This window comes from Nocardia crassostreae (assembly GCF_001613405.1).
In the GTDB taxonomy this organism is placed as follows: domain Bacteria; phylum Actinomycetota; class Actinomycetes; order Mycobacteriales; family Mycobacteriaceae; genus Nocardia; species Nocardia crassostreae.
In genome coordinates this window covers 200,791-219,993 of the sequence record NZ_BDCH01000006.1, presented here as the reverse complement: position 1 = coordinate 219,993, position 19,203 = coordinate 200,791, and the positions used below count along the sequence as shown (strand labels likewise).

The 19,203-nt window shown below is 67.9% G+C and carries 21 protein-coding genes and 1 pseudogene; 8 read left to right on the top strand and 14 right to left on the bottom strand.

Annotation, left to right across the window (positions count from 1 at the left end; translation table 11 throughout):
- Positions 1 to 69: 69 nt before the first annotated feature.
- The 3 genes and pseudogenes from NC4_RS38645 to lysX all read right to left on the bottom strand — a co-directional run.
- Positions 70 to 552: pseudogene (locus tag NC4_RS38645) on the bottom strand (histidine phosphatase family protein); the annotation flags it as partial.
- A 48-nt stretch (positions 553 to 600) separates the two neighbouring features.
- A complete protein-coding gene (locus NC4_RS03985; RefSeq protein WP_157554246.1) occupies positions 601 to 831 on the bottom strand; it encodes a hypothetical protein in 231 nt (76 codons plus the stop codon).
- Positions 832 to 871: 40 nt separating this feature from the next.
- Entirely contained in the window at positions 872 to 4,201 is a 3,330-nt protein-coding gene (lysX, locus tag NC4_RS03980; protein ID WP_067532438.1) for a bifunctional lysylphosphatidylglycerol synthetase/lysine--tRNA ligase LysX, read from the bottom strand.
- A gap of 132 nt (positions 4,202 to 4,333) precedes the next feature.
- Here lysX and NC4_RS03975 point away from each other — a divergent pair, with 132 nt between their 5' ends.
- Entirely contained in the window at positions 4,334 to 4,555 is a 222-nt protein-coding gene (locus tag NC4_RS03975) for an RNA-binding S4 domain-containing protein (protein ID WP_067532435.1), read from the top strand.
- Between the two features lie 60 nt (positions 4,556 to 4,615).
- On the opposite strand, the gene rraA is transcribed toward NC4_RS03975, so the two are convergent.
- Entirely contained in the window at positions 4,616 to 5,104 is a 489-nt protein-coding gene (rraA, locus tag NC4_RS03970) for a ribonuclease E activity regulator RraA (RefSeq protein WP_067532315.1), read from the bottom strand.
- Between the two features lie 4 nt (positions 5,105 to 5,108).
- Positions 5,109 to 5,615 carry a nitroreductase family deazaflavin-dependent oxidoreductase gene (locus NC4_RS03965; RefSeq protein WP_067532311.1) on the bottom strand — a complete coding sequence of 169 codons (507 nt, stop codon included), beginning with the start codon at positions 5,613 to 5,615 and terminating at the stop codon, positions 5,109 to 5,111.
- Positions 5,616 to 5,716: 101 nt separating this feature from the next.
- On the opposite strand from NC4_RS03965, the gene NC4_RS42155 reads away from it, so the two are divergent.
- The 3 genes from NC4_RS42155 to NC4_RS42145 all read left to right on the top strand — a co-directional run bounded on the left by NC4_RS42155 (position 5,717) and on the right by NC4_RS42145 (position 7,939).
- Positions 5,717 to 5,920 (top strand): hypothetical protein, encoded by a 204-nt coding sequence (locus NC4_RS42155; protein ID WP_245721477.1) that lies wholly within the window; start codon positions 5,717 to 5,719, stop codon positions 5,918 to 5,920.
- A gap of 246 nt (positions 5,921 to 6,166) precedes the next feature.
- Positions 6,167 to 7,087 (top strand): serine/threonine-protein kinase, encoded by a 921-nt coding sequence (locus NC4_RS42150; RefSeq protein ID WP_245721476.1) that lies wholly within the window; start codon positions 6,167 to 6,169, stop codon positions 7,085 to 7,087.
- A 36-nt stretch (positions 7,088 to 7,123) separates the two neighbouring features.
- The gene (locus NC4_RS42145; protein WP_245721475.1) at positions 7,124 to 7,939 is read left to right on the top strand and encodes a hypothetical protein; all 816 of its coding nucleotides are present in this window, start codon (positions 7,124 to 7,126) and stop codon (positions 7,937 to 7,939) included.
- Between the two features lie 7 nt (positions 7,940 to 7,946).
- On the opposite strand, the gene NC4_RS03955 is transcribed toward NC4_RS42145, so the two are convergent.
- The 8 genes from NC4_RS03955 to NC4_RS03920 all read right to left on the bottom strand — a co-directional run bounded on the left by NC4_RS03955 (position 7,947) and on the right by NC4_RS03920 (position 12,823).
- Positions 7,947 to 8,405, bottom strand: a complete 459-nt coding sequence (locus NC4_RS03955) for a DUF1707 and DUF4190 domain-containing protein (RefSeq protein ID WP_067532307.1) — start codon at positions 8,403 to 8,405, stop codon at positions 7,947 to 7,949.
- Positions 8,406 to 8,504: 99 nt separating this feature from the next.
- Positions 8,505 to 8,885, bottom strand: a complete 381-nt coding sequence (locus tag NC4_RS03950) for a DUF5313 family protein (RefSeq protein ID WP_067532304.1) — start codon at positions 8,883 to 8,885, stop codon at positions 8,505 to 8,507.
- Positions 8,886 to 8,954: 69 nt separating this feature from the next.
- A complete protein-coding gene (locus NC4_RS03945) occupies positions 8,955 to 9,416 on the bottom strand; it encodes an SRPBCC family protein (protein WP_067532299.1) in 462 nt (153 codons plus the stop codon).
- 63 nt (positions 9,417 to 9,479) lie between these two features.
- Positions 9,480 to 10,382, bottom strand: a complete 903-nt coding sequence (locus tag NC4_RS03940; RefSeq protein WP_067532428.1) for a CopD family protein — start codon at positions 10,380 to 10,382, stop codon at positions 9,480 to 9,482.
- A gap of 53 nt (positions 10,383 to 10,435) precedes the next feature.
- Positions 10,436 to 10,972, bottom strand: a complete 537-nt coding sequence (locus NC4_RS03935) for a copper resistance CopC family protein (protein WP_067532297.1) — start codon at positions 10,970 to 10,972, stop codon at positions 10,436 to 10,438.
- Entirely contained in the window at positions 10,969 to 11,619 is a 651-nt protein-coding gene (locus NC4_RS03930) for a YcnI family copper-binding membrane protein (protein ID WP_067532295.1), read from the bottom strand. The genes NC4_RS03935 and NC4_RS03930 overlap by 4 nt, the downstream gene beginning before the upstream one ends.
- A 44-nt stretch (positions 11,620 to 11,663) precedes the next feature.
- Positions 11,664 to 12,200, bottom strand: a complete 537-nt coding sequence (locus tag NC4_RS03925; protein ID WP_157554244.1) for a hypothetical protein — start codon at positions 12,198 to 12,200, stop codon at positions 11,664 to 11,666.
- Positions 12,201 to 12,205: 5 nt separating this feature from the next.
- Positions 12,206 to 12,823: a DUF6474 family protein gene (locus NC4_RS03920; protein WP_067532289.1), complete on the bottom strand. Its 618-nt coding sequence runs from the start codon at positions 12,821 to 12,823 to the stop codon at positions 12,206 to 12,208.
- Positions 12,824 to 13,023: 200 nt separating this feature from the next.
- Here NC4_RS03920 and NC4_RS03915 point away from each other — a divergent pair, with 200 nt between their 5' ends.
- The 3 genes from NC4_RS03915 (at position 13,024) to NC4_RS03905 (ending at position 17,173) form a co-directional block, all read left to right on the top strand.
- Positions 13,024 to 14,703 carry a TM0106 family RecB-like putative nuclease gene (locus NC4_RS03915; RefSeq protein ID WP_084528428.1) on the top strand — a complete coding sequence of 560 codons (1,680 nt, stop codon included), beginning with the start codon at positions 13,024 to 13,026 and terminating at the stop codon, positions 14,701 to 14,703.
- Positions 14,700 to 16,658 carry a molecular chaperone HtpG gene (gene htpG, locus NC4_RS03910; RefSeq protein ID WP_067532286.1) on the top strand — a complete coding sequence of 653 codons (1,959 nt, stop codon included), beginning with the start codon at positions 14,700 to 14,702 and terminating at the stop codon, positions 16,656 to 16,658. Before NC4_RS03915 ends, htpG begins: the two co-directional genes overlap by 4 nt.
- Positions 16,659 to 16,972: 314 nt before the next feature.
- A complete protein-coding gene (locus NC4_RS03905) occupies positions 16,973 to 17,173 on the top strand; it encodes a cold-shock protein (RefSeq protein WP_033085228.1) in 201 nt (66 codons plus the stop codon).
- 170 nt (positions 17,174 to 17,343) lie between these two features.
- On the opposite strand, the gene NC4_RS03900 is transcribed toward NC4_RS03905, so the two are convergent.
- Positions 17,344 to 18,111, bottom strand: a complete 768-nt coding sequence (locus NC4_RS03900) for an SDR family NAD(P)-dependent oxidoreductase (protein WP_067532285.1) — start codon at positions 18,109 to 18,111, stop codon at positions 17,344 to 17,346.
- A 166-nt stretch (positions 18,112 to 18,277) separates the two neighbouring features.
- On the opposite strand from NC4_RS03900, the gene NC4_RS03895 reads away from it, so the two are divergent.
- The gene (locus NC4_RS03895) at positions 18,278 to 19,189 is read left to right on the top strand and encodes an SDR family NAD(P)-dependent oxidoreductase (protein WP_067532283.1); all 912 of its coding nucleotides are present in this window, start codon (positions 18,278 to 18,280) and stop codon (positions 19,187 to 19,189) included.
- The last annotated feature ends 14 nt before the right edge of the window (positions 19,190 to 19,203 follow it).

The window sequence follows — 19,203 nt, the reverse complement described above, 5'->3', positions numbered from 1 at the left end:
GGCGGTGCGGTGACCGGTGCGCGAGTACAGGATTCGCGTGATCGAGCAGTAGTCGATCGGGAAGGTCAGCGGCCGGGCGAGGCCCAGCACGTCTTGGAGAAGCACGTTGATCACCCCGCCGTGCGCGAACACGACCACCGTCTCGGTGTGGTGCGCGGCGGCGACCACGGCCGAAATGCCGTCCAGCACACGGTCGACGAAGGCCGGGCCGTCGATCTGCTCGGGCAGGTAGCCGGCCTTGATGCGGGCGTAGGCCTCGGCGAAATCGCGTTTGGCGTCCTCGATGGGAATGTAGGCGGGCAGGTCGCGGTCGTATTCCGCGAGCCCGTCCAGCACATCGACGGTCAGGCCCAGCTTTTCGGCTGTGGGCCGGGCGGTTTCGCGGGCCCGCAGCTGCGGGCTGCTCACCACGCCCGCGATGCGGTGATGGGCCAGCGCGGCGGGGACGCGCGCGGCCTGCTCCCGGCCGATCTCGGTGAGATCCGGGTCGGCCGGGCCGGACAACTCGGTGACGCGTTGCGGCTGAGCGTGGCGGACGAGGATCAACTGCACGCCATCACTCTGCCGCACGGTGGGGTCACATGCCCCGGCGGCGCGGCGCTACTGCTGCTTCTTGCGCTTGGTCATGAAGTAGACGATGCCCAGGACGAGGGCGACGACGCCGATGCAGCAGACCGCAGCGAAGATCCAGAAACTGCCGCCGCGCTTGCCCTTCTTCTTGGCGGCCTCGTACTCGATCGCCGAGGTCCAGGTGTTCGGATCGGTCCATACGGTGTGATCCAGCAGGTTTGCCTGGGTCATCATGTCCAGGTAGTACATCGGGAACCCCATTTCGAGTCGGTACGGCCCTCCTCCCGGGGCCCCGTTCAGATTAGCTGGTACGCGGTTTTACCAATGGGAATGGCAAGGTTTCCCTAATACTGCGGCCGGTGAGCAGCATGACGACGCGATCCACGCCCACGCCGAGACCGCCGGTGGGCGGCATGGCGTGCTCCAGGGCCTGCAGGAAGTCCTCGTCGAGTTCCATGGCCTCCGGGTCGCCGCCCGCGGCGAGCATGGACTGCTCGGTCAGGCGGCGGCGCTGCTCCACGGGATCGGTCAATTCGCTGTAGGCCGTGCCCAGTTCGACGCCCCAGGCCACCAGATCCCAGCGTTCGGTGACGCCCGGAATGTGGCGATGCTGCCGCGTCAGCGGGGAGACCGAGGTCGGGAAGTCGATGTAGAAAGTGGGTTCCTCGGTCTGCGATTCCACCAGGTGCTCGTACATCTCCAGGACGATCTGCCCGGTGTCCCAGCCGATCTGGTGCGGGACCCCGGCCTTGTCGCAGAGCAGCCGCAGGCGTTCCTCGTCAGTCTCGGGGGTGATGGTCTCGCCGAGCTTCTCCGACACCGCCCCGTGCACGGTCTTCACCGGCCATTCGCCGGAGATGTCCACTTCGGTGAAGGTGCCGTCGGATTTCGGCCGCAGCGCCACCATCTTCCCGTTGGCGGCCACGGCGGCCTCCTGGATGAGCTGGCGGCAGGTGTGCATCATGCGCTCGTAATCACTGTGCGCCTCATAGGCTTCCAGCACCGTGAACTCCGGATTGTGCGAGAAGTCCACGCCCTCGTTGCGGAAGACCCGGCCGAGTTCGAAGACCTTCTCCATACCGCCCACACACAGCCGCTTGAGGTACAGCTCGGGCGCGATGCGCAGGTACAGGTCCAGGTCGTAGGCATTGATGTGGGTGGTGAACGGGGTGGCGTTGGCGCCGCCGTGCACCTGCTGCAGGACCGGCGTCTCGACTTCCAGGAACCCCCAGCCGTGCAAGGTGTCCCGCAGCGACCGCACCACCGCGCTGCGTTTGGCCATGAGCTCGCGGATATCGGTATTGATGGCCATGTCCACGTAGCGCTGCCGCACGCGCGCCTCGGGATCGGCCAGGCCCTTCCACTTGTCGGGTAGCGGGTGCAGGCATTTGCCCAGCATGCGCCAATCCGCGGCCAGTAAAGACAATTCGCCGCGGCGGCTGCGGCCGATCTGACCGCTCACCTCGATGAGATCGCCGAGATCGAAGAACTCGTCGAATTCGGCGCTGTGCTCGGCGCCCACCCGGCCGCGGTCGATGACCAGCTGGATCTCCCCGGACCAGTCGCGCACCAGGGCGAAGACGACGCCGCCGTAATCACGAATCCGCAAGAGTCGTCCGCACACCCGCACCGTGGTGCCCTGCGGGGAACGGCGCGCGGAGGCCACCGTATGGGTGGGCGGATAGGCGATCGGATAGGCGTCGATGCCCGCCTCGTCGAGCTTCTTCAGTTTGTCCATGCGCACCCGCACCTGTTCGGGGCGGCGCGGTCCGGCTTCCTCGAGTTCCTCCGGGGTCAGCTCGGGCGGGCTGCCGTCGGCGTGCAGGCCGGTCATGGTGTCGGGCACCGAGGAGCGCACGCCGGTGTGGGCGGAGGCGTCGTGATCCTTGCCGATCCGGGGCAGGAAGCCCTCGGCCAGTGCGCTGGCAATGGCCACCCGGGGCAACTGGCGGCGTTCCTCGAACAGGGAGAAGCGCGGCACCCAATCCGGTTGGTATTTCACATTGGAGCGGTACAGCGCCTCCAGCTGATACCAGCGGGAGAAGAACATGAGAATGCTGCGCCACAGCCGCAGCACGGGTCCCGCGCCGATGCGCCCGCCCTCTTCGAAGACGGCGCGGAAGACGGCGAAGTTCAGTGAGATCCGGGTGATGCCGTACTGCTCGGAGGTGAGCGCCAGCCGGGAGATCATCAATTCCATGACGCCATTGGGGCTTTGGCGGTCGCGGCGCATGAGGTCCAAAGAGACGCCGGTGCGGCCCCACGGCACCAGGGACAGCATGCCCAGGACGCGCTCGTCGGCGTCGACCGCCTCCACCAGCAGGCAGTCGCCGTCGAGCGGATCGCCGAGGCGATCCAGGGCCATGGAGAAACCGCGTTCGGTCTCGGTATCGCGCCAGGCGTAGGCCCGGCGCATGACCTCGCGCATCTCCTCCGGCGGAATCTCCCTGTGCCGCCGCACCCGCACGGTGATGCCCTGTTTGGAGAGCCGGTTGACGGCCTGGCGGACCTGTTTCATCTCCGGCCCGGCCAGGGAGAAGCTGCGCGTCTCCAGAATGGCCTCGTCGCCCAGGCGCAGCGCCGACAGTCCGGCTCGCCGGTAGGCGGTGGCGCCGAGCTCGCTCGCGCCCATGACGGCCGGGGCCCAGCCGTATTGGTCGGCCAGCCGCAACCAGGCGTCGATGGCGTGCGGCCACGCCTCCTTCTGCCCGATGGGATCGCCGGAGGCCAGGCAGACGCTCAGTTCCACGCGATAGGTGACGGCCGCCTTCCCGCTGGGCGCGAACACCACCGCCTTATCGCGCCGGGTCGCGAAATAGCCCAGCGAATCCTCCACATCGGAGCGCTCCAGCAGCCCGCGCAGGGCGGATTCGTCGATTCCGGTGAGCGCGTTGGACGCCCGCTGCGACCGGAACAGCACCGCCACCGCGGCTAGCAGGGCGATGGCGCCGAACAGGCCGAGCAGCAGGTTCACCAGATGCGGTGGCCGCCCGTCGAAGTTCTCATTGCTGACCAGGATGGCGGCGGTCACTCGCGAGATCGCCCACAGCGGCCGCTGCACGCCGCCCGCCAGCGAGCCCGGGAACAGCTCGACCAGCCCCCAGCCGATGAGCGAGCCGAGCGCGAGCCCACCGGCCAACCAGCCCAGCGCCCGCCACACCGCGCCGCGCTGCACATGGGTGTAGAACTCCGACCACGCCGCGATGAGGAATCCGATGACCGCGAGGTGGACGATCAAGGCCACCAGGGCGTTGAAGTCCTTCTCGGCCGCGAACTCCAGGGCATTGGCGAGCGCATAGGCCGCCATGTAGCCGACCAGTAACCACCAGGCGATGCGCTTGCGGCTGGCGGTCGCGCCCGCGAGCAATCCGACCACCACGGCCCACACCAGTGAGGTGTCGGGCGCGTCGAAGTAGTAGCTGTCGACGTAGTGCCGCAGCGGCGCGGTCAGATACCGCAGCCCCGGCGAAATGCTCCAGAGCGCGACGGCGGCCGCGAAAACGCCCAGGATCAGCCCCGCGACGTGCGGGACCTCGCGGAACCGGCCGTGCCCGCGATGCGGCACCTCCGGCGACCGCGCGTCCGGTCTGTGCTCGCTGTCCTGGTGCTGCCGGTCCTGCGTCGAAGTCACCGCACCAGTGTGTACGGTGCGCTTGCCCGCGCGCACTCAGAACCGGGTTCGTGTCGGCATGAGACCACTTACCGACCGGTTGCGGGAGGCCCGTATTTGGACTCTCGCGGCGCGCGGGTAAGGATGTATCCCATGACGGATCCAGTCGATGTTCCGATCGCGGACGAGGTCATTCGTCTCGGCCAGTTCCTGAAACTGGCGAATCTCATCGATTCCGGCTCGGAAGCCAAGACGGTGATCGCCGAGGGCCTGGTGCGGGTCAACGACGAAGTGGAATTGCGCCGCGGGCGGCAGCTACACGCGGGCGATGTGGTGACGCTGGCAGGGCACCGGGCGCGAGTGACCGCGGGTTGACGGGGCTCCCAGGGGCCTGGGGGTTCGGGGGCGAAGCCCCTGAGAGTCCCGAGAGTCGGGTCAGCCCTCGGCCCTGACCACCACGCCGTCGTGGTCGCTGTAGAGCATGTCGCCCGGGACGAAGGTCACGCCGCCGAACTCGACGGGCACATCCTTGTCACCGGATCCGGTCTGGGTGCTCTTGCGCGGGTTGGTGCCCAGCGCCTTGATACCGATGGGCAGCGTGCGCAGGATGGCGGAATCGCGGACCGCGCCATTGACGACCACGCCCGCCCAGCCATTGTCCACGCCGCGCCCGGCAATGATGTCGCCGACGAGTGCGGTGTGCACGCTGGCGCCGCCGTCGACCACCAGGACGCGACCTTCGCCGGGTTCGCCGAGGGTCTGCTTGACGAGCAGGTTGTCCTGGAAGCAGCGAATGGTCACGATGCGGCCGGAGAAGGTCTCGCGGCCGCCGAACTGAATGAACTGGGTGTCGCAGCTGCGGATCTCGGGGCCGATCTCATCGGCCAGGTCCGCGGTGGCTACCGCGTTTGCTGATTCGGTCACGCGCCTATCTTGTCAGGGCGAAAATTCGCAAATCACGCGTGGTGCGGTTCTTGTAGGCGGTGTACGCCTCGGTGGTCTCCTCGAACTGGGCGAAGATGTCCTTCTTGCGCGCCTCGTCCTCGACGAGCGCGGCCGTGACCGGTATGCGCTGCCCGGCAATGGTGACCTCGGCGGCCGGGTTGGCCAGCAGATTTCCGGTCCACGCCGGATGTTTTGCCTGCCCGAAATTGCTGCCGATCACATACAGCACATCACCGCCGTGCACATAGAGCAGCGGGCTGGTGCGCGGCTGCCCGGACTTGCGCCCGACCGTGGTGAGCAGGACGACCGGGGCGCCGATGGGGCCGAGCACGGTGTATTTGCCGTTCGTACGCTCCAGCACCTTGCGATCCAGCGGCGTCAGTTTGCGGATCACCAGGGAGCCGAATTTCGTCGCGGCGAACGGACTGGCAAGGCGCGACAGGAGATTGGTGCGTGATCCCCAGATCCGGTCGGGAAACTGCTCACTCATGCCCCGGAGCGTAGTTGGTGAAGCAATACGGGTGCGATCAACGATCCAACAGCTGAGAATTGATCCGCACGTACAAGCCGGTCGCAGGGGAGGGCATTGATGTGGAGCCGGCCATAGACTCCGACGCCGTCGATGAGACCCGCTCGCTGCTGACCGCGCTCACCGCCCGGTTCACCGCGGCATGGGAGGCCGCGGGCGCGCCGCCGGAGCTGGCCGAATTCCTGCCCGCCGCACCGGAATTGCGGAGGCTGTGCCTGATCGAGCTTATCAGGGTCGATCTGGAGTATCGGTGGATTCGCTACTAATTCCCGAAGCGGCTGGCCGAATACCGCCTGGAGTACGACGAGCTGCGCTCCGGGCCGCTGCCGCCGGATCTGGCCTACGAGGAATTCCACGCCCTGCGCCGCTCCGGCCGCGGCATCGACCACAGCGGCTTCCCCACCGAGGCCGCCTCCACCGAGATCGAATGGGATCAGCGCGACTACCGCAGTACTCTCATCGCCCGGCCGCAGGCGCGCGCCGCCCTCGACGTCATCGAGGTCGGTGACCGGGTGGACGATTTCGACCTGCTCGTGGAATTGGGCAGCGGCGCCTTCGCCCGCGTCTTCCTGGCCCGGCAGCGGTCCATGCAGCGGCTCGTGGCGGTGAAGATCTCGCAGAATCACGGCACCGAATCCGAGACCCTGGCCCAGCTCGACCACGAGAATATCGTGCGCGTCTTCGATCAGCGGCTCATGGCCGAGCACGAACTCAAATTGATGTACATGCAGTATCTGCCGGGCGGCACGCTGTCCAAGCTGCTGAGCCTGGTGCGCGAGCAGCCGCCGGACCGGCGCTCGGGCGCGCTGCTGCTGGAGGTCGTCGACCGTGCCATGCGGGACAAGGGCGGGCTGGAGCCCGGCGAATCCGCGGCCCGCACCGCCGCGGCCGCGCGCAGCTGGCCGGAAACCGTTGCGTGGCTGGGCAGTAGGCTCGCCCGCGCGCTCGACTACGCCGCCGCCAACGGGGTGCTGCACCGGGATATCAAGCCTGCCAACGTCTTGCTCACCGGGGACGGGATTCCCAAGCTCGCCGACTTCAATATCAGCTTCAGCCTGCATGTGGCCGGGACCAGCCCGCTGGCCTACTTCGGCGGTTCGCTCGCCTACATGTCACCGGAGCAACTCGCCGCCTGCCATCCGCAATTGCCCGCCAGCGCAGAGGATCTGGACGGCCGCAGCGATATCTACGCGCTCGGCGTGGTGCTGTGGGAGCTGCTCACCGGGCAGGGCCCCTTCGACGACGAATCCCGCGCGGGCGATTCCGAATCCTCGCTCGAGCGCATGCTGGAACTGCGCGGCCGCGAACTGGATCCGGCGCAACTGTCGCTGCTGCCGCCGGACTGCCCGCCGACCCTGCGGCGCGTGGTGCTCAAATGTCTGGCCCCGAACCGGGAGGACCGCTGGGCCACCGGCGCCGAACTGGCTCGGTAGCTGGATCTGGTCCTGGATCAGCGCGCCCGCGATCTGGTGGATCCGCCCGCGGACAGCCTGCGCGCCAGGGTGGGTCCGTGGTCGCTGCAGGGCATCATCACCCTGGCCAGTGTGACCGGCGGCGTGCTCGGGGTGCTGTACAGCAATCTGCACAGCAGCCCGCTCTTCGATGCCTGGATACCGCACGACGAGCAGCCGCGATTACAGACCATCAGCGGACTGTTCGGGTGGTTCACCACCATGCTGGTGCTGATCGTCACGAACTTCATGTGCCGCAAGGCCTTTCTGGTGTGGCGCGGCCTGCAGCGGGGCGAACGCTACGATCCGGCCGAGCTGGCGGCGGCCCGCCGCGACACGCTCGTGTACGGCGACCGGGTGGCCTGGGTCGCCTTCGCGGGCTGGTTGCAGCATGCGGTCCTGACGCCGTTCATCCTGCTGCACTACACCGATCTGTCCGTACCGCAGGCGCTGCACTTCGCGGCCACGCTGCTGGTCGCGGGCACGGTGGCGGTGGCGTACCCGTTCTTCCTGATCACCTTCTTCATTGTCCGCTGCATCTATCCGGCCTTGCTCATCCACGGCGAAACCACCAGCGACGACCGCGATCTGCGCGCACTGAGCCGGCGCTGCACCCGCTATCTCGCGGTGGCGGCCTCCATTCCGCTGATCGCCGTGGTCACCGGATTCATGGCCTTGAAACCGGACGAGGTGTCGCTGGTCATCGAGCCCATGAAGTGGCTGTGCCTGGCGGGCGTGCTCGGATTCCTCGGCGACTACTGGCTCTTCCGGCAGTTGGAGGCCGATCTGCGCGCATTCGAGCGCACCGTGGCGGAGCGCCCGGAACTCGGCTGAACCGAATTCAGAACAGCCACATGCCGTACAGCAATGCCCAGACCGCGCCGAGCACCACACCGGCGATGGCCAGCCCCTTGTCCTCGCGCTGCGAATCGAGGAACAGGGCCACCGATCCGAGCGCGACGGCCGGGAGCGCCGTGATGCCGCAGGCGATGCCGAACATGCCGAGGACGAGGGCGGCGATCCCCATACCGTTCGCCCTGGCCTGCGGTCTGGGCGGCTGCGGGCCGTAGAACATGGGCGTATTCGGATAGACGGCCGGCCCGAGCCGCACCGCCGGCAATCCGGTCATGACGCGTTCCAGATCGCCGTAGGTCTTGGCATTGAGCGCCAGCCCGATTCGATCCGACAGCTCGTCTGCGTCGATCCGCCCCTCGGTGAAGCACTGTTTCAGCGCTTCCACCACCCGGTCCCGATCGTCATCCCCCGCGCGGAAATGTGCGGCGGCCCAGTGAGGTTCCATATGGCTCTCCCACGAACCCGAAGCAACAATGTCTTCCCACCGAGCGTATTCCCGAAACCGGTTCGCCGCCGCAACGGAGACCGGAACCACAGAGATCGTTCAGGCCCGGCCGTGCCGCTGTTCGTAGGCGCGGCGGTCGGCGGCCTCGCGGGTGCGCCGATCGATATCGGCGAGTGCGGGATCCAGTCCGTGCTTGATGAGCCGATGCCTGCGATAGACGTACATGAGCGCCGCGGTGAAGTAGATGAGCGGAATGTAGAGCAGCGCCATCATGGCCAGCCCCATCCACACGGGTCCGGGCACCAGCAGGAACAGGCAGAGCACCGGAATGATCGGTATGAGAATCCGCAGCAGATAGCGCCGGGTGGCGCCGGGCCCGGTCAGATCCTCGAGCACCCATCCCCGCATGGCGGGCGGGAGGGTGCGGCCCCAGACGTAGCCGATCCGTTCCAGCGGACTCGGCGTGGTGCGTTCGGGCATGTGCCCAGGATCCCCGGTGGCGCGGTGGGGGACAACTCCGGGGGTCGGCGTCATTGACGACCCCGTAGGTCAGGCGCTGGTGCGCGCGGTGTGGAATGCGGCGACCTGGGTGACCAGGTTCTTGGTGGAGCCCTTCACGGCCAGCTTCACGAACGGCTCGATGGTCTTGCCGAGCACCTTGCCCGCCAGGCCGCCTGGGACCTTGTAGTCCACGATGGCGTCGATGGTGCAGGATTCCTCGCCCTTGTCGTGGAAGAGGAAGGTGGATTCGATCTCGAATCCCTTGATGGACTTCACCCCGATGGCGAGGCCCGGTTCGTGCCGCACGATCTTGATGGTGGAATGCAGCGTCACCGGGTCCAGCGAGATGGTGCCGTCGAAGGTGGCGTCCACGCCCTCGGTCTGCTCGGTGAGCGGAGTGAAGGCGCTGATCTCATTGATGAATTTCGGCAGGTGCCGGTAGTCGTTCACATAGGCGAAGGCGGATTCGGCCGAGGCGGCGCAGTCCGCGACGATCTTGACTTCGGTCATGCGCAAAACTGTAACGTGTTCTAATTCGGTATGCCTCTCACGGGAGGCGGACAGAGGCGCAGATCACGCGGTGACAGCCAGCGTCGCGGCCAGACCGAACACTACCGCCATGGCGAGCACTTCGGAAATCGCACGGCGCAACGAGGATTCGGCGGTCATCCGATGCTCGGCCGCCCGCGGCACCCAGCGGGTGCGCCACCACCAGCCCAGCCCCAGCAGCGCCGCCAGCAACAGCGTCTTGGCCAGCAGGATGCGGCCGTAGCCGGTGGTCGCCAGCGCGGTGAGACCGCCCACCCGGATCAGGCCGTTCACCACACCGGTCAGCGCCACCGCCGCGGCCAGGGGCAGCGCCCACGCCGAATACCGGGGGAGCACCGCCGCCCACTCGCCCCGCGTGCGCACCGTCAATGCCAGCGCCAGCAGCAAGCCGAACCAGGCCGAGGCCGCCAGCGCGTGCACGGCCGCCAGCACCGAACCGAACATCTGCTGCGACATATGCCCGGTGATCGGCCGCAGCGCCACCGTCACCGCGGCGAACACCAGCACCAGATCGACGGTGGCCCGATCGGGATTGCGATAGGCGAAGGCGCTGTAGACCGCCACCGCACCGCAGCCGATGAGAATGGCGATACCGATCTGACCGCCGCTCACCGTGGTCAGATACTCGCCGAACCGGCCCGCGCCCATGCGCGCGACCGGAATGCCCTGCACCTCGGCGGCTTCCAGCGCCAGCATGGCGAATTCGGTCGCCGCCCACAGCCCGGCCAGCACCGCCAGCGGCCGCCACGACGGCGTCAGCCGCTCGTGCAGGCGCGGCAGCGCCGCCAGGCCGAGGACCGTCGCGCCCGCGATATCCGCGAGCACCCGGGCGGGCGCCTCCGGCTGAACCGGATCGGCGGCCGCCAGCGCCCAGGCGATACCCGCACCGGCCAGGCCGAGCGGAACGACCAGCAGCAGCCAGCGCAGCGTAGAGCCGGTCGTCCCGGGTTCCCGGCGGCGATCGGTGCGGTCGGACCGGTTCACTTGCGCTGCTTGCCCTTACCGCCGAGCAGGGCGAAGGCCAGACCGCCGCCGAACAGCACCACCGCGCCCGCGATGAACACCCACAGCGGGACGCCGCCGCCGTCGGAACCGCCGGACTTGGCCGAGGAGTCGGCCTTCGGTCCGGGAATTCCGTTGCCCGCCTTGGTGAGTTCGAACTTGCGGGTGCCGCTGACCGGATGGCCGTCGGCGGAGGTGACGCGGTAGGCGATGGTGTACTCGCCCACGGGTCCCAGTTCGCCGACCTCGATGCTGGCCGTGGCGCCCTCGATGAGCGGCTGCCCCTTGGACCACAGATTGCCGTCCGGGCCGGTGACCGTCATGGACGGATAGCTCTGTTGCAGATCCTCGTTGAAGGTGACGCTGACCCGCGCGGGCGAGGTGTCGATCTGCGCCCCGTTCTCCGGGGTGGAGCCGATGGCGGCCGAATGCGCGTTCGCCACACCGCCGCCCAGCAGCGCGAAACCGGTGATCAGCAGGCCGGTGAGCAGACCGGCGAAAACCTTGCGCCTCATGCCTTCTTGCTCCGGATCACGGCGCCCAGACCGAGCGCGGCGCCCAGCGCGCCCAGCGCCAGGCCGATACCGCCCAGCCAGCGGGCGGTGGTGTCCTCGGACTTCTCCTCCGTGGCCGCGGCGGTGCCGACACCGTGGTCGTCACCGCCATTGCTCGCGGCCAGCGTCAGCGACGGGGCCGGATGCTCCGGCTCGCTGCCGTCCGCAGTGGCGGGCTGATCCCAGTTCACGACCTTGCCGTCGCTGTAGGTCTGGGTGGCGGCGAAGCTCACGGTCTCCTGCTTGGGCAGCGGGCCCAGCGACAGCACGAAGCGCTGGAACTGGCCCGGTCCCACACCCGGATTGCCGGGGTCGGCGGTCCAGGTGACCGAGGTGGCCTCACCCTTGTCGTTCCGCTCCACCTTGGCGGACCAGCCCGGCAGCGGCTCGGTGCGCGTGGACTTCAGATTCGGCACGGCGACGGTGAGTTTCGTGGTGGACGCGGTATCGGATTCGGTCGGCACCTTGAAGGTGACGACGGAGTACCCGCCCTGCTCGGCGCCGGGCGCCTCCACCGAGACATGGGCGGCGGCGATGCCCGCGCCCAGCAGCGTGAGGCCCACGGTCGCACCGACCGTGACGAGCCCACGCGAAAGTGAGGTGTGCATGGATGGATTGCCTTTTCTGACAAAGGGTTACGGGTGAATGGGAGTCACGCCGCAACCGGTGGCGCCCGCGGCCCGAAGCCGCCGCGCACCAGCCGCCCGCACAGGGCGGGTGCGGCATGCGCCCAGCGCGCCGACCCGGTCCGCACCGGCACCCCGGCGGGCCGCGCCGACACCACCCGAATCGCCTGCGAGACAACCGCATACAGCCGCTCCGCGATCAGAATCAACAGCGCGAACACGACCGTCGCCGCGGTGTGCGCCGCCGCCATGGCGCCGTCGGTCACGAAATCTATTGCGGCCGAACCGTGCCCGCTGTGAGCCAGGCCGCTCAACGCCACATGGCAGACCGGTTGCGCTGCCGCCATCAATGCGAACAACGCACCGGGCGTGCGCAATCCGGCCGCCGCCGTTCCGATTCCGGCCGCCACCAGCACCAGGACGGTCAATCCGGCCGAATCGGGATAGCCACCGCCCGCCAGCCCGTGCCCGGCCACCGCCAGGGCGGCCATCACCGCCCCCGCGAGACAGCCGCGCACGGCGCCGGATTCGGCCCGCCCGTCGTCTCGTCGTCGGCGGCGCACGGCGCTCAGTTCACGCCGAGGCGGGCGAGCACATCGGCTTCGATACCGGAGAGCTCGTTGGAGATGGAGGCGTGCACGGCGCGGCGGCGCTGCACCGGCATCTGGGCCGCGGTGCGGACGGCGGCCGCGAGGCTGTCGAGGCGATCGCGGGTGGCGGCGGCGAACTTCTTGGTGTCTGCGTCGTTCGGGTTCTTGCGCTCCACCTCGGCGAGGGTCGATTCCACATTCGCCAGCCGGGCCTGGAGTTTGGCGCCCGGACCGGAGAATTCGCCGAGCTGCGTCACGCCGATGCCCAGCTGACCGCGCACCACGGTGGCGGCCCGGTAGGCCAGCGGCGCCAGCACCGGGAGCAGGATCCGGGCCACGCTCAGATACTTCTTCACCTGGGCCGGGCTGAACGGATCACGCTCGGCCTTGGCGGCCAGCTTGAGCGCGGCCTTCTCCTCGGCCTGCAGCTTCGCGATCTCGGCCTTGGCGACCTTCTCCTGGGTGCGCGCCTCGCTGCGATTGCGCTTGCGCTCGTTGCGCGCCCCGAGCTTGGCCTCCATCGCGGCCTTGTGCTTGAGGGCTTTCGCCTCGGCTCGGCGGCTGACCCGCTTCTTGCGCTTGGTGAACAACCCCATAAATGGCCTCCGTCATGCTGGTTCGCCATGGCAGCATAGGGCCGGGGGATATGCCTGTCCGCCCATGAAACACAGTTTGCCCCACCCTATCGGGTCGGAAAGTCGGGTTCGGGTCCGGAGCCCAGAATGTCCCTGGGTTTCCGGGGCGAAGCCCCCGAGAGTCCCGAGAGTTGGGTCTTCGCCGGGGCGGGAGGGGAGTCATGTCGGGGGATACCGCCATACTGGCGGGTGTGTATTCGGGCATCGGTGACCATGGTGAGCGGACTGCGTTCCTCGACGCGCGCTCGCTGATCGGGTGCCGGCACCGGCTGTTTCTGGACGCCACGCATCCGGGAGTGCTGACCGGGGTCGCGGAGGACGCGGGGGTGCAGCAGCGGCGCGAGGCCGCGGCGGCGCATCGATCGAATGTGCGGGACACGCTGGTCGGAGCGAATCCGGACCGCTGGCTCGTGATCGACCCCGGCATGTCGGCGGGGCAGCGGGCCGCGGCGACCATGGCGGCCATGGCCGACGGCGCCGACTGGATCTGGGGTGGGCTGCTGCCGCAGGAATCCGATACCGGCCGCCGCGGCGGCTGCGAAATCCTCATGCGGGACACCGATCGCGGCGGGTACATCCCGATCATCGTGGTGAACCACAAGGTGACCGATCCGCGCCAGCCCGATCCGGCGGACTACCACCCGGCGACGAGCGATCTGCACCACTGGGATCCGAAGCCGGACCGGCATGTGCGCACCCGCCCGCAGCCGCGCGATCAGCAGCGGCTCGCGCATCTCTACCGCATGTTGCAGCGGCACGGCTGTGCGAGCCCGGCGCTGGTGGGCGGCGCCATCGGCTATCACTTCGACCGGATCCTGGTGCACGACATCGGGGCCGTCCTCGAGGACTACGACATTCGCTATGCCGACCGCATCGCGGTGGTGCGCGGCGAACTGCCGACCGTCCCGTCCAAGGTGCCCGAATGCCGCCAGTGCCCGTGGTGGAGCCGCACCCCCGAGGAGGGTAAGCCCAGCTGCTCGCAGTGGCTGTCCGAGCATCGCGATGTGAGTCTGGTGGCCCCCGGCTCGCGCGCCGAGGTGCTGCGCCGCCACGGTGTGGAGACCATCGACGATCTGGCCGCCTGGACCGGTGACGATCCCGACGACTGGCAGTACGAGCCGTTCACCGAAACCGTTGTGACGGCGCGGGCCTGGGCCACCGGCGCACCGCTGGTGCGGCGCGTGGAGAAGGTGCGGGTGCAGCGCGCCGATGTCGAGGTGGACGTGGACCTGGAGAGCTTCCAGGAGTACGGCGCCTACCTGTGGGGCACCCTCCTGGACGGCGTCTACCGCCCGTTCGTCACCTGGGATCCGCTGCCCACCCGGGACGAGGGCCGCTCCTTCGCCGAGTTCTGGACCTGGCTCATGGGCGTGCGCGCCGAGGCCGCCGCGAACGGCAAAACCTTTGCCGCCTACTGCTATTCCCGCACCGCCGAGGACAAGTGGCTCTACGAGTCGGCGCGCCGCTTCGCCGGTATGCCGGGCATCCCGACCGAGAAGCAGGTGCAGCAGTTCGTGGACGGCCCGCAGTGGGTGGACATGTTCCAGGCCGTCTCCGAACAGTTCATCTGCCCGAACGGCAAGGGGCTCAAGAAGATCGCGCCCGTGGCCGGATTCGCCTGGCGCGACGCCGAGGCCGGGGGCGAGGCGTCCATGGCCTGGTATCGCCTGGCGGTCGCCTACGACGGCGGCGAACCGGACATGTCGCAGCGCACCCGCATTCTGGAGTACAACGAGGACGATGTGCTCGCCACGAAGGCCTTGCGGGAGTGGATGACCCAGCGGGCCGATGCCGAGGTTCCGGCCATCGCCGATTTCGCCCGTCGTAGTATCGCTTCATGACCGAACACGTCGAACACCTGGAGTTTCAGGCCGAGACCCATCAACTTCTCGAGTTGATGATCCACTCGGTCTACTCGAACAAGGACACCTTCCTGCGGGAGCTCGTCTCCAATGCGTCCGATGCCCTGGACAAGCTGCGGCTCGAGTCGTACCGCGACAAGGACTTGTCGGTAGACACCTCCGATCTGCACATCGAGCTGGCCGTCGACTCCGACGCCCGGGTGCTCACCGTGCGCGACAACGGCATCGGCATGTCGCGCGCCGAAGTGGTGGATCTGATCGGCACCCTGGCCAAGTCCGGCACCGCGCAGCTGCGCAAGCAACTGCTCGAAGCCAAGTCCGGCGATCAGCAGCAGGCCGAGGAGCTCATCGGCCAGTTCGGCATCGGCTTCTACTCGACCTTCATGGTGGCGGACAAGGTCACGCTCACCACCCGGAAAGCGGGCGAAACCGGCGGCACCCGCTGGGAATCCAGCGCGGGCAGCTCCAGCTACACCATCGAGGAGCTGGACGAGGCCCCGCAGGGCACCACGGTGGCGCTGCATCTGAAGCCCGCCGACGAGGACGATCACCTCTTCGACTACACGCAGGAGTGGAAGCTCCGCGAGATCGTGAAGAAGTACTCGGATTTCATCGCCTGGCCCATCCGCATGGATGTGACGCGCACCGTCATGGACGGTGAGGGCGAGGAGAAGACCGAGAAGGAAATCACCGAGACCCAGACCCTGAACTCCCAGAAGGCCCTGTGGACCCGCCCCAGGAGCGAGGTCTCCGAGGAGGAGTACCAGGAGTTCTACAAGCACGTCGCGCACGCCTGGGACGATCCGCTCGAGATCATCCCCATGAAGGCCGAGGGCACCTTCGAATACCAGGCGCTGCTGTTCGTTCCGTCGCACGCGCCCTTCGATCTGTTCACCCGCGAGCACAAGCGCGGCGTGCAGCTCTATGTCCGCCGGGTGTTCATCATGGACAACTGCGAAGAGCTGATGCCGGAGTACCTGCGCTTCGTCAAGGGCGTGGTGGACGCGCAGGACCTGTCGCTCAATGTCTCCCGCGAGATCCTGCAGCAGGACCGGCAGATCCGGGCCATTCGCAAGCGCCTGGTCAAGAAGGTGCTGTCGACGGTCAAGGACCTCAAGGGCGCCGAGGACCAGGAGAAGTACCGGACCTTCTGGCGGGAGTTCGGTCGGGTGCTCAAGGAGGGTCTGCTCTCCGATACCGACAATCGCGAAACCATCCTGCAGGTCTCGTCTTTCGCGTCCACGCACTCCGAGACCGAGCTGACCGGTCTGGCCGAGTACATCGAGCGCATGCCCGAGGACCAGTCGGCCATCTACTACATGACCGGTGAGTCCCGGCAGCAGATCGAGAACTCCCCGCACATGGAGGCGTTCCAGGCCAAGGGCCGGGAAGTGCTCGTGCTGACCGATCCGGTCGACGAGATGTGGGTCGGCTCGGTGCCCGAGTTCGACGGCAAGCCGTTCCAGTCCATTGCCAAGGGCGAGGTGGATCTGGAGTCCGAGGACGAGAAGAAGGCGTCCGAGGCGCTGCGCGAACAGCAGGAGAAGGACTTCGCCGGTCTGCTCGGCTGGATGCGGGAGGCCCTCGACGCCAGCGTGAAGGAGGTCCGCCTGACTTCGCGCCTGACCACCTCCCCGGCCTGCGTCGTCGGCGACGTGTTCGATTTCACACCCATGCTCGAGCGCATGTACCGGGCCTCCGGCCAGGAACTCCCGGAGTCCAAGCGCATTCTCGAGCTCAACCCGGTGCATCCACTGGTCACGGGCCTGCGCGAGGCCTACGCGCAGGTGGCGGACGCGGCCGACAAGCCCGCTGAACTCGCCGAGACGGCCGAGTTGCTCTACGGCACAGCCGTTCTCGCCGAGGGCGGCGAGCTGAAGGACCCGGCGCACTTCGCCCGGATTCTCTCGGATCGCCTCGCCCGCACCCTGTGAACTGCGCAAAGTTCTGAGGTCCGGCTGCCCGGCGGGTCGACTCCGCCGGGCAGCCGCGAACCGCGCCTGCGGGTTTCGGTCATGACCGACGTGGCGCAAATGTGACGCTCGTTATCCCGCATCGATTTCGGGAACTCTTCCAAGACGCGTACGTTGTACGTCTTGGTCGTAAGTTTTTAGCGTTCGTGTTCAACATGCTCGCGCGGAACATTGTGCGGGCGTCGCTTCCTCTTGCCAGGCAAGTAGTAAGCCGCCTTCTGATCGACCGGACCACCGCGACCGCGGTGGTTGAAATGCCTCGTCAGGAGAAGGTAATGGTTCAGGGCACCGTCAAGTGGTTCAACGCGGAGAAGGGCTACGGCTTCATCGCCCGCGAGGACGGCCCCGACGTGTTCGTTCACTACTCGGAGATCGAAGGAAACGGCTACCGCCAGCTCGAAGAGGGCCAGGCCGTGAGCTTCGAGATCACCGAGGGCAAGAAGGGTCCGCAGGCCGCGGCCGTTCGCCCTCACTGAAACACCAGCGCGGTGAACTAGGGCCTCGGCCCCAACCCGCCTGAAAAACAAGGCCCACACCGGATTCCGGTGCGGGCCTTGTCTGCTCTCCGGGTAAGGGGGTTCGGGGGCGCAGCCCCCGTTCCCCCTCTACTTCGGGGGTTTGGGGGCGGAGCCCCCAAGACCCAGCGTCAGCGCGGCGCCATGCGCAGCGCGCCGTCCATGCGGATGGTCTCGCCGTTCAGGTAGTCGTGCTCGGTGATGTACTGCGCCAGCTGCGCGTACTCGTCCGGGCGGCCCAGACGCGACGGGAACGGAACGCCCGCCTTGAGGCCCTTGCGGTACTCCTCGGTGACACCGGCCAGCATCGGGGTGTCGATGATGCCGGGCGCGATGGTGTTCACGCGAATGCCGAACTGCGCCAGGTCACGCGCGGCCGGAATGGTCATACCGGCGACGCCGCCCTTGGACGCGGAGTAGGCGATCTGGCCGATCTGGCCCTCGAACGCCGCGACCGACGCGGTGTTGATGACGACGCCGCGCGAGCCGTACTCGTCGACCGGATCGGTCTTGGCAATGGCGTCGGCGGCCAGGCGCATGATATTGAAGGAGCCGAGCAGGTTCACGGTGATCACCGTGCGGAACAGCTCCAGATCGTGCGGACCGTTCTTTGACAGGATGCGCCCCGCCCAGCCCACACCGGCGCAGTTGACCACAATGCGCAGCGGCACACCGGATTCGACGACGGTGGCGACCGCGGCGGCCACCTCGTCGGCGCTGGTGACATCGGTCGGAATCAGGGTGACACCGGCGGGAACGCTATCGCCGGCGCGCTCGATCGACTGCGCCAGGTCGAGCCCGAACACGGTGGCGCCCGCATCGGCGAAACGCTTGGCGGTGGCCGCGCCCAGCCCGGACGCACCTCCGGTGACGATGGCGGCGGAGCCCGAAATCTCCACGGTGATCTGGTCCTCTCAGACGTGGAGCGCCCTCTCACTGGCCCTCCGTCAGTAGGCACCCTAATGGGGGCGTTTGCCCGGATGATTCGGGGCGGGGGTATGTGTGCGCGAAAGACGACCGTGAAGTTTGCGAACAGAACTGTTCGTCAGTGGTACCGTCGATCGCATGAACGCCAGCACGGCCCGACGTTCGCGCCGTGGTCTCTTCCGTCCCGCCCCGCTCGTCGCCGGAAAACGCATTCTGATCACCGGCGCGGCCCGGGGGCTCGGTGCGAGTCTGGCCCGCCAGCTGCACGCCCGCGGCGCCCGCGTCGCCCTGCTCGGCATCGAGGAGGCCCTGCTGGCCGATGTCGCCGCCGACTGCGGCGATGCGCCGTGGCGCTATTGCGACATCGGGGATCTGGCGCAGATCGAGCGGGTCGTCAACTCGCTCACCGAGGAATTGGGCGGCCTCGACGCCGTGGTGGTGAATGCCGGTATCGCCAAACAGCTTCCGCTGCTCGGCGGCGATCCGGTGGTGCTGGAGGAAACCCTCACCGTCAATGTCCTGGGCGCGTACTACACCCTGCGCGCCGCGGGCCCGCACATCGCGCATCCGGGCGGCTACATCCTGCTGGTGTCCTCGCTGGCCGCCGCCGTCCACCTACCCCTGGCGGGCGCGTACAGCGCGTCCAAGGCGGCCGTGGACGCCCTCGGCCAGACCCTGCGCATCGAATTGCGCCATACCGGCGCCAAGGTCGGCGTCGCCTACTTCGCCGAACTCGACACCGATATGACCAGCCGCGGCTTCGACACCGAGGCCGCGCGCAGCATTCTGGGCCGCTCCACGGTCTCCGGCATCGCCCCGCTCGGCCCGGCCATCGACGCCATGGAACGCGCCCTGGCGCGCCGCTCCCGCCGCGTGGTCTCGCCGTTCTGGGTGGGCATGGTGCTGAATTTCCGCGCAATCAGTCAGCGCATGATCGAATACTCCTTGCGCGACGGCGTCGCCCCCGGCCTGGATATCGCCCGGACCGAGCAGACGGCCTTCACGACGGAGCAGCCGGCCCGTCCGCGCAGAATGAGGAAGCTCGCCTAACCGTCCCCGGCCCA